Source organism: Kitasatospora sp. NPDC059817, assembly GCF_042731835.1.
In the GTDB taxonomy this organism is placed as follows: domain Bacteria; phylum Actinomycetota; class Actinomycetes; order Streptomycetales; family Streptomycetaceae; genus Kitasatospora.
Genome location: NZ_JBHWIR010000006.1, coordinates 9,080 through 24,283 on the forward strand (window position 1 = coordinate 9,080; position 15,204 = coordinate 24,283).

At 75.5% G+C, this 15,204-nt stretch carries 9 protein-coding genes; 3 read left to right on the forward strand and 6 right to left on the reverse strand.

The genetic code is table 11. The annotated features are described in order from the left end of the window. Positions 1-119 precede the first annotated feature (119 nt). The 6 genes from efeB to ACFV61_RS02215 all read right to left on the reverse strand — a co-directional run bounded on the left by efeB (position 120) and on the right by ACFV61_RS02215 (position 8,153). A complete protein-coding gene (gene efeB / locus ACFV61_RS02190; protein WP_380424889.1) occupies positions 120-1,373 on the reverse strand; it encodes an iron uptake transporter deferrochelatase/peroxidase subunit in 1,254 nt (417 codons plus the stop codon). 173 nt (positions 1,374-1,546) lie between these two features. Continuing rightward, the gene (locus ACFV61_RS02195; protein WP_380489580.1) at positions 1,547-3,490 is read right to left on the reverse strand and encodes an FtsX-like permease family protein; all 1,944 of its coding nucleotides are present in this window, start codon (positions 3,488-3,490) and stop codon (positions 1,547-1,549) included. Between the two features lie 73 nt (positions 3,491-3,563). Then, a complete protein-coding gene (locus ACFV61_RS02200) occupies positions 3,564-4,304 on the reverse strand; it encodes an ABC transporter ATP-binding protein (protein ID WP_380489582.1) in 741 nt (246 codons plus the stop codon). A 91-nt stretch (positions 4,305-4,395) separates the two neighbouring features. After that, positions 4,396-4,851: a GNAT family N-acetyltransferase gene (locus ACFV61_RS02205; RefSeq protein WP_380337872.1), complete on the reverse strand. Its 456-nt coding sequence runs from the start codon at positions 4,849-4,851 to the stop codon at positions 4,396-4,398. Positions 4,852-4,972: 121 nt separating this feature from the next. Beyond that, a complete protein-coding gene (locus ACFV61_RS02210) occupies positions 4,973-6,532 on the reverse strand; it encodes a carboxylesterase/lipase family protein (protein WP_380489584.1) in 1,560 nt (519 codons plus the stop codon). 346 nt (positions 6,533-6,878) lie between these two features. Continuing rightward, complete coding sequence (locus ACFV61_RS02215) at positions 6,879-8,153, reverse strand: SAV2148 family HEPN domain-containing protein (RefSeq protein WP_380424896.1); 1,275 nt, start codon at positions 8,151-8,153, stop codon at positions 6,879-6,881. Between the two features lie 445 nt (positions 8,154-8,598). Between ACFV61_RS02215 and glgX the strand changes: the two genes are divergently transcribed. The 3 genes from glgX (at position 8,599) to treZ (ending at position 15,198) form a co-directional block, all read left to right on the forward strand. After that, complete coding sequence (gene glgX / locus ACFV61_RS02220) at positions 8,599-10,836, forward strand: glycogen debranching protein GlgX (protein ID WP_380489586.1); 2,238 nt, start codon at positions 8,599-8,601, stop codon at positions 10,834-10,836. A 70-nt stretch (positions 10,837-10,906) separates the two neighbouring features. Beyond that, positions 10,907-13,432, forward strand: a complete 2,526-nt coding sequence (treY, locus tag ACFV61_RS02225) for a malto-oligosyltrehalose synthase (RefSeq protein WP_380489588.1) — start codon at positions 10,907-10,909, stop codon at positions 13,430-13,432. Positions 13,433-13,440: 8 nt separating this feature from the next. Continuing rightward, positions 13,441-15,198 carry a malto-oligosyltrehalose trehalohydrolase gene (treZ, locus tag ACFV61_RS02230; RefSeq protein WP_380489638.1) on the forward strand — a complete coding sequence of 586 codons (1,758 nt, stop codon included), beginning with the start codon at positions 13,441-13,443 and terminating at the stop codon, positions 15,196-15,198. Positions 15,199-15,204 lie beyond the last annotated feature (6 nt).

Here is a 15,204-nt window from a genome sequence, read left to right on the forward strand (position 1 = left end):
GCGCTACGCTAAACCATCGCGCCCGCAGGGGGGGTTGGTGGCTCCCCCGGGGGTTTTAGGGGGGGGGTGTCCGTTTTGCGCCCGGGTCCGCTCGGGCGGACCGGGGCGAACACGGGCGTTCAGGTGGTGGTGAGGAGGGTGCGGCCGAGCCAGTCGGTGGTGTCGTGGGCGCCGGGGAGGACGTAGAAGTAGCCGCCGCCGGTGGGGCGGAGGTGGCGGGCGAGGGGTTCGGCGTTGAGGCGGGTCTGGACGGCTTCGAACTGGCGGGCCACGTCCTGCTGGTAGCAGCAGAAGGCGAGGCCGAGGTCGGGTTCGCCGTCGGGGTCGAGGCCGCGGTCGTAGTTGAAGGCGCGGCGCAGGATGCGGCTGTCGCGGGTGCCGTCGGTGCGGGGGTTGGCGAGGCGGATGTGGGAGTCGAGGGGGATGACGGCGCCGTCGGGGTCGTTGCGGTAGTCGGGGGTGTCGGTCTCGCCGGCGGCGCCGAGCGGGGCGCCGTCGTTCTTGCGCCGGCCGATCAGGCGTTCCTGCTGCTGGAGCGGCACCTCGTCCCAGCCGGCGACGAGGGTGCGGATGGCGCGGATGACCTGGTAGCTGCCGCCGGCGGCCCAGCGCGGTTCGTCGCCGCCCTCGCCGACCCAGACGAGGGCGTCCAGTTCGCGGGCGTTCGCGGTGTCGGGGTTCTCGATGCCGTCCTTGAAGCCGAGCAGGTTGCGGGCGGCGCCGGTGGGGCGGGAGCGGTTCTGGAAGCCGTCGAGCTGCCAGCGCGGGCGGATCAGGCCGTGGGTGCTGCGCAGCAGGTCGCGGATGGTGTGCTGGACGGTGTCGCGGTTCTCGGCGCAGATCTGGAGCGAGAGGTCGCCGTGGCATTCGGCGGGGCGCAGCGCGTCGACGGGGAAGGGGCGCATGGCGGTGAGCCGGCGGGGGCGGTGGCGGGTGAGGCCGTAGCGGGTGTCGAAGAGGGAGGCGCCGACGGCGACGGTGACGGTGAGGTCGTCGGTGGGCAGGTCGGGGCCGAGGGTGCCGCTGTCGGAGGGGGCGGTGGCGGGGCCGAGGTCGGGCGGGGTGCCGCCGGTGGTGAGGAAGCGGATGCGGTCGGTGAGGGTGCGCAGGAGGGTTTCGAGGGCCTTACGGTCGCGGGCCTTGACGTCGAGGGCGAGGAAGGTGCCGTAGCCGGGGGGCGGGTTGGTGATGCCGGCCTGGTGGCGGCCGTGGAAGTCGATGCGCCGGGTGGCGGGGCGGGGCTCGGCCTGGGCTGGGTGGGCGCCGGTGAGGGTGAGGGCTCCGGCGGTGGTGGCGCCGAGGGCGGTGCGCAGGAGGCCGCGGCGGGTGGCGCGGGGGTGTTCGGAGCCGGTGGAGTGCGGGCTGTCGATCATGGACGGGACGCTAACAAGCGGTCGGGCCCGGTGCTCGGGTGAGCGCCGCGCCCGACCGCCGGTCACCATCCGTCCGGCCTACTCCCCTCACCCGGGCGAGGGTCACCCGGGTGAGGGCCGCTGAGCGAACGTCACCAGGAGACCGCCACCGGGCGAAGGTCACCGGGCGAACGTCACCGGGCGCGGGCGAGGGCGATCCGGCTGGGCAGCACGCTGGCGGCGACGGCCAGGGCGAGGCAGACGGCCGCGGCGGCGCCGAGCGGGAGCCAGGGCAGCTGCGGGTCGATGGCGGCCTGGCCGGCCAGGATGCGGTGGTTGAGCAGGGCGGTGGTGCCGTACTGGGTGAGGGCGGTGACGGCGAGGGCCAGGACGGCGGCGGTGGCGACGACCAGGACGGCTTCCAGGGCGACCATGTGCAGCACCTGGCGGCGCAGGGTGCCGGCCAGCCGCAGGACGGTGAAGTCGCGTCGGCGGTCGGCGGCGGACATCACCATGGTGTTGGCGATCGCGATGAGCGCGTACAGCAGGGCGGGGCCGAGGATGGTCGTGGTGGCGATCCACGCGTAGTGGGCGCCGGGGTCGGGGCCGGGGGCGCGGGCGTCGATGAGTTCGCCGCCGAGCCGGTCGGCGGCCGGAGGTTCGGCGGAGAGGTGGACGGCGCCGGGGTGGGCGCCGGCCAGGTGGGCGGTGGTGGCGTCGCCGCTGAGCAGGATCTCGTCGAGGCCCAGCTGGGTGCGGTAGACGAGGGCGAGGCGCAGGGTGGTGACGGTGCCGTCGGCGAGGCGCAGGTGGACCTGGTCGCCGAGGGTCCAGCCGTGGCCGCGGGCCTGGTCGGTGGAGGCGGCGAGGGTGGCGCCGTGCAGGTCGGCGGCGGCGCCCTGGACGACGGGCAGGGTCCAGGCGGTGGCGAGGTCGCCGTCGACGACGGTGGCGGCGGAGGGGGCGGAGGCGGGTGAGTCCTCGCCGGGGTCGGCGAAGTCGGCGGGGGCGGCGCCGAGGCCGGTGACCACGGTGGGGGTGGTGGCGGTGGCGCGCAGGCCGGGCCGGTCGGCGGTGAGCCGGTGTGCGGCGTCGTCGGGCAGCGGGGTGGCGCCGGGGCGCAGCACGTACCGGGCGGCGGTGGTGGCCCGGTTCTGGGCGGTCATGGCGTCGGCGAAGGCGGCGGTGGAGCCGATGACGGTGCCGGTGAGGGCGATGGTGAGGAAGGCGGGGGTGGCGGTGGAGACGGTGCGGCGGACGGCGGTGAGCGCGTTCTGCCGGGCGAGCAGGGGTGCGGCGCCGACGGCGCGGGCCAGTGGCGCGCTGAGCGCCCGGACCAGGGGCGGGACGATCAGCGGGGCGAACAGGGCGAGGGCGGTGATCGTCAGCAGGTCGGCGCCGAGGACCCACTGGGAGGCGAGCTGCGGGTCGGCCGGCTGGTCGCCGGGGGCGGCGGGCATGGTCGGGGCGGCCAGGTAGTAGCCGACGGTGCCGGCCAGGGCGAGCAGTCCGGCGAGGGCGCAGGCCCAGCGCACGGGCGTCATGACCGTGCGGTCGACGGCGGCGTCGCCGAGTGCCTCGACGGCCCGGACCCGGCCGGCGCGCAGGGCGGCGGTGACGGCGCCGAGCAGGGCGACGAGCAGGCCGACGGCGGCGGCGGTGAGCAGCGGGGCGGGGGCCGGGTGCGCCGCGAAGCCGTCCGGGGCGGCGCCGCGGGCGACCAGCCAGGCGGCGAGGGCGGGCGCGCCGGGCAGGGCGAGCAGGCAGCCGGTGACGGCGGCGGCGAGGGCGACGACGGCGGCCTCGCCGGTGATCAGCCCGACGACCTGGCGGGGGGTGGCGCCGACGGCGCGCAGCATCGCGATCTCCTGGCGGCGCTGGGCGACGGCGAAGGCGAAGGTGCCGGCGACGACGAAGACCGCGACGAAGGCGGCCATCGCGGCGCTGAACAGGAGCACCTTGTGGAGGGAGGGCGCGCCGAGCGGGGAGTCGTCGCCGGCGGTGTTGTCGAGCAGGGTACCGGTGGTGGCGACCAGGGTGACGCCGAGGGTCAGGGCGAGGTAGGAGCCGGCGAAGGCGGCCTTGCGGCGGCGCAGTGCGGCGGCGGCGACGGGCAGCAGGGTGACGAGGGAACTCATGCGCCCACCTCGCTGCGCTCGGCGGGGGCGTTCGCCCACGCGCACCTCTCGATGATGAACTCGCTCCGCTCGTTCATGCCGCCGTCTCCAGGGCGGTCATCCGCTCGGCGATCTGCGGGGCGGTGGGGTGGTCGAGGTCGGCGACGAGGCGGCCGTCGGCGAGGAAGAGCACGCGGTCGGCGTAGGAGGCGGCGACCGGGTCGTGGGTGACCATGACGGTGCTCTGGCCGTCGCGGTCGACGAGTTCGCGCAGCAGGGCGAGGACGTCGCGGCTGCTGGCGCTGTCGAGGGCGCCGGTGGGCTCGTCGGCGAAGAGCACCTGCGGGCGGGTGATCAGGGCGCGGGCGATGGCGACGCGCTGCTGCTGGCCGCCGGAGAGCTGGGAGGGCAGGTGTCCGGTGCGTTCGCCGAGGCCGACCTGGGCGAGGGCGCGGTGGACGTCGGCGCGGTCGGGGCGGCGCCCGGCCAGGCGCAGCGGCAGGCCGACGTTCTGTTCGGCGGTCAGCGAGCCGACCAGGTTGAAGGCCTGGAAGACGAAGCCGAGCTTCTCGCGCCGCAGGACGGTCAGCCGGCTCTCGGTGAGTGCGGCGAGGTCGGCCCCGTCGAGGACGACCCGGCCGCCGTCGGGCCGGTCGAGCCCGGCGGCGCACTGGAGCAGGGTGCTCTTGCCGGAGCCGGAGGGGCCCATGACGGCGGTGAAGGTGCCGCGGGCGAAGTCGACGTCCACTCCCCTGAGCGCGTGGACGGCCTCCGGCCCGGTCCCGTAGGTGCGGCGCAGTTGTTCGAGGCGCAGTACGGCCCCGTCATCCCCCATGATCATCACGGGGGCTATGACTACCACGGCCGCCCCTGCTCCGACCAGCCCTGACCGCCGGGGCGGGCCCGGTTCAGGCGGCGGGCCCGGTTCAGGCGGCGGGCTCGCGGACCAGGTAGACGTCGATCGGGTCCTCGTGGTCGAGGACGAAGCCGTGGCGTTCGTAGAGGCGGCGGGCGGGGCTGCCCTGGAGGACGTCGAGGCGCACGGGCTCGCCGGCGGCGTCGGCCTGGGCGAGGAGGTGGCGCAGGACGGCGCTGCCGAGGCCGCGGCCCTGGTGGGCGGGGGCTAGGTAGAAGTGCTCGATCCAGCGGCCGCCCTGCTCGGCGGGGCGGACGGTGACGGAGCCGGCGAAGGCGCCGTCGACGAGGATGACGGAGCTGTGGCGGCTGGAGAAGCCCGCCCGCAGGCGCCGGCGGACCCGGTCGTCGTCGTAGCGGCCGAGGCGTTCGAGGTCGGCGCGCAGCACGACGGCCTTGAGTTCGGCGACGGGTTCGACGTCGGCGGCGGTGGCGGGGCGCAGGGTCCAGGCGGGGAGGCTGTTCACGGCCCGCAGTGTGGCAGCGGCCGCACCGGCCTGGCCAGCGGGTTTCGGGGGCCGGACGCCGGGGCGGGGCGCGCCGAGGGGCCGGGCGGTGGCCCGGCCCCCTCTTCCGACGGCGGTTCGGCTAGCGGGTGCCGAGGTCCAGGGCGGGGAAGGAGTAGTCGTCCCAGAGGGCGCGTTCGTCGTCGTGCGGGGCGTACTGGACGCCGGGGTTCAGGTCCCAGATCCGGGTGGCCCGCGCGTCGGCGGTGTAGGACGGCCAGCCCGGGTCGCCCTGGCGGGCGAAGGAGGCCCAGGCGTCGGCCACCCGCTCGGACAGCCGGGTGAGTTCGGGCCGCTGGGCGGCGACGGTCTGCGCGCCGCGCGGGATCGCGCCGAGGTCCAGGCCGCCGAAGACGAAGGGCAGTTCCAGGGTGTGCATGGCGCCCAGGTTCTGGGCGGCGGGCAGGCCGGGGACGTAGGGCACGTGCCAGTCGAACTGGTAGACGTAGGTGGGCCGCCAGCGGGACTGGGCCTCGGCCAGGCGCAGGGTGGGGATCCGCTCGGTCTGGTCGGTGAGCATCGCGTTCACCACCCGGCCCTCGGTGGCCCCGGGGCGGTCGGCGGCGTACCGGTCGTACATCTGCTGTTTGCGGTCGGCGAGCACCGGGGGCAGGGTGCGGTAGGCGCTCAGCGGGAGGTCGGGCAGCGTGGGGTCGAACAGCGCCCAGTAGTCGGTCTCGTTCTCGGTGGTGCCGGTCATCACGTCGACGTCGCGGGCGCTGCCGGCGGCGATCCGTTCGACGACCGGGCCGGGTACCAGCGCCCCGTCGATGGAGGGGCCGAAGAAGACCGCGGAGGACAGCCCGGAGAGCCCGTGCTGGACCTGTTCCTGGAGTTCGAGGACCTGTTGGGTGCTCAGCCGGTCGAGGTCCGCGACGGTGTGGATGCCGCCGGTGGCGAAGACCTTTCCGGCGGTGGCCTGCGCGGCGGCCGCGGTGTGCACCAGGTAGCCGGGCCCGCTCTCGACGATGGCGCGCTGGAAGAGCTGCTCGGGGTGGTCGCCGGCCAGCAGGGCGCTGATCGAGATCGCGCCGGCCGACTGGCCGAAGACGGTGACGTTGCCCGGGTCGCCGCCGAAGGCGCCGGCGTGCCGGCGCACCCAGGCCAGCGCGGCGCTCTCGTCGCGCAGCCCGTTGTTGCCTGAGCCGGCGTAGGACGGGTCGAGCGCGCCGAGTTCCGTCCAGCCCAGGATGCCGAGCCGGTAGTCCAGGTTCACCACGACGGCGTCGCCGCGCTCGGCCAGCAGGCCGCCGTCGAAGACGGGCTGGCCGGCGGCGCCGAGTTCGTCCGCGCCGCCGTGCAGGAAGACCATGACGGGTTTGCGGGCGCCGCCGCCGTGCGCCGACCACACGTTGAGGTACAGGCAGTCCTCGGTGCCGCCGCCGCCCGCGCTCAGGTCCTGCGGGCAGCCGGGGCGGGCCCGGGTGGCGCGCAGCGTTGCGGGCCAGGGCGCGGCCGGCTGCGGCGGGCGGAACCGGCGCTCGCCGGTGGGCGGCGCCGCGTACGGGACGCCCAGGTAGGCGCACCGGCCGTCCTGGGACACCCCCTGGAGGCGGCCGACGGAGGTCGCCGTACGGCAGCCGCCCGTCTCCCGGGCCTCGGCGGGGACGGCCGGCAGCAGGCCCAGCAGGGCCGCCGCCACACCGGCCAGTGCGAGCGGCCAGCGCGGGGGGACGGTTCGGCGGGCCTTGCCCGGCCGCCTTGCGCGCAACCCCGCCCCGGGCCCTTCGCGCAGCCTTCCGCGCGCGTCCCCCCATGCTGTTCCGCGCACTGTCCCGCGCTTTGTCCCGCGCTTCGTCCCGCGCTTCGTCCCGTACACCACGGCGCACTCCCCTCGGCATCGTCGCGCCGCTCGTGCGGCCGCGACCCCGCCTCCAGCTTGCGCGGCCCGGCCCGGGGGTGTCGCCGCCGCACGGATGGATTTCCGGGCCTCCACCCGGGGGTGGAGAAGGGAAATTGACGGTCCATCAGGAACGGGGGGTGCGGGTTCAGGACACCGGCCGGGAGTCGCCCCAGGCGCCCTCGAACTCCTCGCGGTAGACCTCCAGCAGGCCCTGTTCGCTGCCGCCGGGCTGCTGGCCGGCGCCGCCGCGCAGCACCAGGGCCGGGGACTCCATGCCCCGGGCGCGGCGCAGGTAGGGCTGGATGACGCCGAGGTCGCGGCTCTGGCGGCGGCCGCCGACCTGGCCGGTCGGGCGGGGGCCCTCGACGAGGTAGGCGGTGAAGCGCGGGGTCTCGTCGAAGACCCGGATCTCGAAGCCGCCCTGGTCGCGCAGCCGGGCCCGCACCCGGCGCACGTGCATGATGTTCATCTCGATGGAGCGCGACAACTCGCCGCGCCCGAGGCCGAGTTCGCGTTCGCGGCGGCGGACGGCGCTGCTCGCCGGGTTGAGGAAGAGCAGGCGGACCCGGCAGCCGTCGCCGGCCAGGCGCACCAGCCGCTTGCCGGTGTAGTTCTGGCAGAGCATGCCGAGGCCGATGCCGAGCGCGTCCAGGCGCCGGGCGCCGTCCAGCAGGTCCTCGACGGGCAGGTCGCGCTGGAGGCGGACGCGGTCGGCGTGCACGGCGACGACGTCCGCGTACCGGCCGGCCACCAGCGACTCGACGACGTCGGCGGGCACGCCGCCGGCGCCGCCGTCCAGGACGGCGAGCAGGCGGGCGGCGGCGCGTTCGGTCTGGGCGAGGACGGTCTGGGTGAGCACCCGGTTGCGGGAGACCACGTGCCGGGCCACCTCCAGTTCGTCCAGGGCGAGTTCGATCTCGCGCCGGTCGGACAGGTAGGGCTCGAAGCAGGGCCAGTGCTGGACCATCAGCTCGCGCAGCTGGGGCAGGGTGAGGAAGACCAGCGGGTCGTCGTCGGCCGGGTCGAGCAGGTAGCCCTTGCGGCGGCTGACCTCGCGGACGGCTCCGGCCCGGTGCGCCCACTCCTCGCCGGCGGGGCCGGCGGCGGCGGTGACCCAGTCCTCGCCGTGGGCGGGGGCGTAGATGGGGTGCAGCACCTCGTCGACGAGGGAGCGCAGCCGCTGCTCGACGAGGTTGAGCCAGACGTAGGCGCGGCCGGACATGCGGACCCGCTGGTAGGCGTCCTCCCATTCGGCGGCGGACCAGGCGAGGGCGGGGATCTCGACCGGGCCGCCCTGGGCGGGCACCAGGGGGCGGCCGGACAGGGTGGGGCGCATGACGACCGTGGGCGCCTCGCTGCGGGCGCCGCCCCGGTCGGGGCCGTCGGGCCCCGGGCCGCGGCCGCCGGCGGGGAACACCATGCGCCACCTCACCTGGTCTGCTGTTCTACGCTCCGCCCCTGCGCGGCTGATGGAGCGCCACCGGCCCGGGGGCGGCCGGACGATCAAGGGTACTGCCCGCCGCGAGCGGTGCGCAGCCGGATGGCCCCCGGGGCCCGGCACCACCACCAGGCCCACCCTTCACAGACCCGCGCCCATCGCAAGCCCCGCCCATCGCCGGCCCCGCCCGCCGCGAGCCCGGCCCCGCTTATCACAGGAATCCCGGCTGGACACCCGTTCGGGCGAACCGGCCGCACATGTCCCAGCCGCCGGGGGAAGGCTCGGGGAGTATGCGCACTGTGCCGTGCGTCACGGCGCGCGAGCGCCGCACATGCCCGGCCGCCCGGCCGGGAAGAGAGCGTCCGGGTCCGGGCACGTTATCGGACTACACGTCAGTTTCCGTTGAGTGCAAGGAAGTTGAGGACTCATGCAGGTCTGGCCCGGTAAGCCCTACCCCCTCGGCGCCACCTACGACGGGGCCGGCACCAACTTCGCGGTGTTCTCCGAGAGTGCCGACCGGATCGAGCTGTGCCTGATCGACGAGGACGGCTCGGAGACGGCCGTCGAACTGCGCGAGACGGACGCCTTCGTCCGGCACGCCTACCTCCCCGGCGTCCAGCCCGGCCAGCGCTACGGCTTCCGCGTCCACGGCCCGTACAACCCCGGCCTCGGCCAGCGCCACAACAGCGCCAAACTGCTGCTGGACCCGTACGCCAAGGCGATGAGCGGGCACATCGACTGGGACGAGGCCGTCTACGGCTACCACTTCGGCGCGCCCGAGCGCCGCAACGACCTCGACTCCGCCCCGCACACCATGCACTCGGTCGTGATCAACCCGTACTTCGACTGGGGCACCGACCACCCGCCGCGCACCGACTACCACCGCACCGTCATCTACGAGGCGCACGTCAAGGGCCTCACCCGGCTGCACCCGGGCATCCCCGAGGAGATCCGCGGCACCTACGCGGGCCTGGCCCACCCGGCGGTGATCGAGCACCTGGCCAAGCTCGGCGTCACCGCGATCGAGCTGATGCCGGTGCACCAGTTCGTCCGCGACCACCGGCTGCGCGACCTGGGCCTGTCCAACTACTGGGGCTACAACACCATCGGCTTCTTCGCCCCGCACTCCTCCTACGCCTCCAGCGGCGACCGGGGCCAGCAGGTGCAGGAGTTCAAGTCGATGGTCAAGGCGCTGCACGCGGCCGGGATCGAGGTGATCCTGGACGTCGTCTACAACCACACCGCCGAGGGCAACCACCTCGGGCCGACGCTGTCCCTGCGCGGGCTGGACAACGTCTCCTACTACCGCCTCGCCCGGGACCAGCGCTTCTACGAGGACACCACCGGCACCGGCAACAGCCTGCTGATGCGCAGCCCGCACGTGCTCCAGCTGATCATGGACTCGCTGCGCTACTGGGTCACCGAGATGCACGTCGACGGCTTCCGCTTCGACCTCGCCGCCACCCTGGCCCGGCAGTTCCACGAGGTCGACCGGCTCTCCTCCTTCTTCGACCTCGTCCAGCAGGACCCGGTGGTCTCCCAGGCCAAGCTGATCGCCGAACCCTGGGACCTCGGCGAGGGCGGCTACCAGGTCGGCAACTTCCCGCCGCTGTGGACCGAGTGGAACGGCATGTACCGGGACACCGTGCGCGACCTGTGGCGCGGCGAGACCGCCGCCCTCGCCGAGTTCGGCTCCCGGCTCACCGGCTCCTCCGACCTCTACCAGGACGACGGCCGCCGCCCCATCGCCTCCATCAACTTCGTGACCTGCCACGACGGTTTCACCCTGCGCGACCTCGTCTCCTACAACGACAAGCACAACGAGGCCAACGGCGAGGACAACCGCGACGGCGAGTCCTTCAACCGCTCCTGGAACTGCGGCGTCGAGGGCCCTTGCACCGACCCGGCCGTCGAGGAGCTCAGAGCCCGCCAGCAGCGCAACCTCATCGCCACCCTGATGCTCTCCCAGGGCGTGCCGATGCTCTCCCACGGCGACGAACTCGGCCGCACCCAGCAGGGCAACAACAACGCCTACTGCCAGGACAACGAACTCACCTGGGTGCACTGGCCGGACGGCGACGGGCCCGAGGCGCGGCTGCTGGAGTTCACCCAGGGGATGATCTGGCTGCGCCGCGACCACCCGGTGTTCCGGCGGCGGCGCTTCTTCCACGGGCGGCCGGTCCCCGGGCGCCCCGGGCCGGGGACGCTCGCCGCCGGCGGCCGCCCCTCCGGCGGTCACGCCTCCGGCCGTCACCCCTCGGGCGGTCACCCCTCAAACAACCATCCCTCGGGCGGCTACGACTCCGGCGGCTACGACGACCTCACCGACATCGCCTGGTTCACCCCCGGCGGGGAGGAGATGACCAAGCGCAACTGGGGCGCCAGCTACGCCAAGTCGCTGACCGTCTTCCTCAACGGCTACGCCATCTCCGAGCCGGACCGGCGCGGCGGGCGGATCGTCGACGACTCCTTCCTGCTGATGTTCAACGCGCACTTCGAGCCGCTGGAGTTCACCCTGCCCGCCGACCACGGGCAGGAATGGCAGGTCGTGGTCGACACCGCACAGGCCCGGCTGCCCGCCCCGGGCGCGGGCGCGCGGGTCAAGGCCGGGGACGCGCTGTGGCTCACCGACCGCTCGCTGATGGTGCTCCAGCGGCCGGCCTGACACCCCGCGCTCACCTGTTCGGACCAGCAGCGGGTCTTGGCGGCGGGCTCCCCCGGGTACTCATGGACCTATGACCTCCGCCGCCGAGCCCGCACCGCCCCGCCCGGCCGCCGCCTCCCCCTCATCCGCCACCGCTACCGCCACGGCCCCCACGGCCAGCTACCGCCTCCAGCTGCAACCCGGCTTCACCCTCCACGACGCCGCCGCCGCCGTCCCCTACCTCGCCGCCCTCGGCGTCTCCCACCTGCACCTGTCCCCGCTGCTGGAGGCCGCCCCCGGCTCCACCCACGGCTACGACACCGTCGACCACGGCCGGGTCAGCGAGCAGCTCGGCGGCGAGGGCGCCCTGCGCGCGCTGGCCGCCGCCGCCCACCGGCACGGCCTGCGGCTGCTCGTCGACGTGGTGCCCAACCACATGGCGGTGCCCGTCCCCGAGCGGCTCAACCAGCCGCTGTGGCAGGTGCTGCGCGACGGCCCCGACTCGCCGTACGCGCGCTGGTTCGACATCGACTGGGCGGCCCAGCCCGGCCCCGTCGACGCCCCCGCGCGCGGCCGGGTGCTGCTGCCGCTGCTCGGCGACCGGCTCGGCGCCGTGCTCGACCAGCTGGTGGTGGACGGCGAGGTGCTGCGCTACCACGACCACGAGCTGCCGCTGCGGCCCGGCACCTCGGGGCTGCCGCTCGACGAGCTGCTCGCCCGCCAGTGGTACCGGCTCGCCTGGTGGCGGCTGGCCCGCACCGAACTGAACTACCGGCGCTTCTTCACCGTCAACGAGCTGATCGCCGTCCGGGTCGAGGAGCCCGAGGTGTTCGCCGCCACCCACGCCACCCTGCTGCGGCTGCACGCCGACGGCGTCGTCGACGGCTTCCGGATCGACCACCCCGACGGGCTCGCCGACCCGCGCGGCTACCTGCGCCGCCTCGCCGGCGCCACCGGCGGGGCGTACACCGTCGTCGAGAAGATCCTCACCGGCGACGAGCGGCTGCCCGCGGACTGGCCGGTCGCCGGGACGACCGGCTACGACGCGCTGCGCCGCATCGACGGCGTGCTCACCGACCACGCGGGCGCCTGCCGGCTGGCCGGGGCGTACGCGGCGTTCCTGGCCGGCTCCGCGCCGGACGGCCAACCCTGCGCCGACCCCCACCCGGCGGTCGCCGCCGCCCGGCGCGGGCGGGCCGACATGACCGCGCCGCACGGCGAGCTGGCCGCCGAGGTCGACCGGCTGGTGCGGATCGCGCTGCGGATCGGCGCCGCCGAGCCCGCGCACTCCGACCACGCGCCCTGGCAGCTGCGCGCGGCGCTGCGCCGGCTGTTCACCGGCTACCCGGCGTACCGGCCGTACGCCCGGCCCGGGGAGCCGGTGCCGCCGGCCTCCGCCGAGCAGCTGCGCGCGGCGCTGGGCGGCTCGGCCGACCCGACGGACCGGCTGGTCGCCGCCCTGGCGCTCGGGGAGCTGGGGAGCGGGCCGCAGAAGGACGAGTTCTGCGAGCGCTTCGCGCAGACCGCCGCCGCCGTCGCCGCCAAGGGCGTCGAGGACACCGCCTTCTACCGGTGGAACGCGCTGCCCGGCCTCAACGAGGTCGGCGGCGAGCCCGGCCGGCCGGGGCTGCCCCCGGCCCGGTTCCACGACTGGTGCCGCTACCTGGAGCGCGCCTGGCCGCACAGCATGACCGTGCTGTCCACCCACGACACCAAGCGCAGCGCCGACGCCCGCGCCCGGCTCGCCGTCCTCGCCGAGCAGCCCGAGGCCTGGGCCGCCGAGGCCGCCGCCTGGTCCACCGCCGCCGGGCCGGGCCCCCGCGGCGATCACGACCGCGAAGGCCGCCACGACGGCGAAAGCGGCCCCGACCCCGGTGCCCGCGACGGCGACTGGCTGCTCTGGCACACCCTCGTCGCCGCCTGGCCGATCGACCCCGACCGGCTCGTCGCCGCCCTCCTCAAGGCCGCCCGCGAGGCCAAGCTGCACACCTCCTGGACCACCCCCGACGCCCGCTTCGAGCAGGCGCTCACCGCGCGCGCCCGCGCCGTCCACACCAACCCCGGACTGCTGCCCCGGATCGAGGGCCTGGTGCACGCCCTCGCCCCGTACGCCCGCGCCAACACCCTCGCCGCCGCGCTGCTGCACCTCACCGTCCCGGGCGTGCCCGACCTCTACCAGGGCAGCGAGGAGCCGCTGTACACCCTCGTCGACCCGGACAACCGGGGCGTGGTGGACCTCGGCGCACTCGCCGTCCGGCTCACCGACGCGGCCGCCCCGCGCCCCGGCGACCTCGCCCGCGAGAAGCTGCACCTCACCAGGGCGGCGCTGCACCTGCGGCGCGACCGCCCGCTCGGGCCCTACCGGCCGCTGAGCGCCGCCGGCCCCGCCGCCGACCACCTGCTGGCCTTCGCCCGCGGCGCCGACGTGGTCACCGCCGTCACCCGGCTCCCGTACGGGCTGGACCGCGCCGGCGGCTGGCGCGGCACCGTCCTGGAGCTGCCCGGGGGCGGGCCCTGGACGGACCAGCTGACGCTGCGGACCCACCCGGCGGGCCCGGTGCCCGTCGCGCGGCTGCTGGCGGACCGGCCGGTGGCGCTGCTGACGAGGAGGAGCTGAGCGTGCGGATCTACGAGGTGTGGGCGCCCCTGGCCACCGACCGGGTCGAGGTCGAGGTCGACGGCTCCGCCCATCCGCTGGCCCGGTGCCCGGACCGCCCGGGCTGGTGGACCGGCGGCGCCCCGGCCGGCGACTACGCCTTCCGCCTCGACGGCGGGCCGCCGCTGCCCGACCCGCGCTCCCCCTGGCAGCCGCACGGGCCCGACGGACCCAGCCGCCCGGTCGACCACGCCGCGTTCCGCTGGTCGCAGACCGGCTGGCGCGGCCGCGCGCTGCCCGGAGCCGTACTGTACGAGCTGCACATCGGCACCTTCACCCCCCGCGGCACCTTCGACGCCGCCGCCGAACACCTCGACCACCTCGTCGAGTTGGGCGTCGACTTCGTCGAACTGATGCCGGTCTGCCCGTTCCCCGGCCGGCACGGCTGGGGCTACGACGGGGTCTCGCCGTGGGCCGTGCACGAGCCGTACGGCGGGCCCGAAGGGCTGAAGCGCTTCGTCGACGCCGCCCACCGCAAGGGCCTCGGCGTGGTGCTGGACGTCGTCCACAACCACCTCGGCCCCTCCGGCAACCACCTTCCCGCGTACGGCCCGTACTTCACCGACCGGCACCACACGCCGTGGGGGGCGGCGGTCAACCTGGACGCCCCCGGCTCCGACGAGGTGCGCCGCTACCTGATCGGCAGCGCGCTCGGCTGGCTGCGCGACTACCGGATCGACGGCCTGCGGCTGGACGCCGTGCACGCCCTCGCGGACGACCGGGCCGTCCACTTCCTGGAGGAACTGTCCCACCAGGTCGATAAGTTGGCCGTCGCGACCAACCGCCCGCTGTTCCTGATCGCCGAATCCGACCTCAACACCCCGCACACCACCGCCCCGCGCGCGGCCGGCGGCCAGGGCCTCACCGCGCAGTGGAGCGACGACTTCCACCACGCCCTGCACTGCGCGCTCACCGGCGAATCCCAGGGCTACTACGGCGACTTCGCGCGCCACCCGCTCGCCGCCCTCGCCAAGACGCTCACCCGCGGCTTCTTCCACGACGGCACCTGGTCCGGCTTCCGCGGCCGCGGCCACGGCCGCCCCTTCCCGCCGGACGGCGGACACCGGCTGCTCGGCTACCTCCAGACCCACGACCAGATCGGCAACCGGGCCCTCGGGGACCGCATCTCCACCTGCCTCACCACCGGCCGGCTCGCCTGCGGCGCCGCGCTGGTGCTCACCTCGCCGTTCACCCCGATGCTGTTCATGGGCGAGGAGTGGGGCGCGGCCACCCCCTGGCAGTACTTCACCGACCACACCGACCCGCAGCTCGCCGAGGCCGTCCGGCAGGGCAGGCGCCGGGAGTTCACCGACCACGGCTGGGCCGCCGAGTCCGTCCCCGACCCACAGGAGCCCGCCACCGTCCTGCGCTCCGTCCTCGACTGGACCGAACCCCGGCGCGCCCCGCACGCCGAACTCCTCACCTGGCACCGGACGTTGATCCGGCTGCGCCGCGACCGGCCGGAGCTGTCCGACCCCGGCCTCGGCGCGGTACGGGTGGCCTACGACGAGGCGGCGCGCTGGCTGGTGGTGCACCGGGGCCCGTACCGGATCGCCGTCAACCTCGGCCCCACCGAAGCCGCCCTGCCACTGGACGGGACCGGGCGCGAACTGGTCGCGGCCTTCGGGACGGCGGCACTGGACGGGACGGCGGTACTGGACGGGACGGCGGTACGGCTGGGGGCGGACGCGGTGGCCATCGTCGCGGTGGCGGTCGGCGCGGTCTGACCCGCC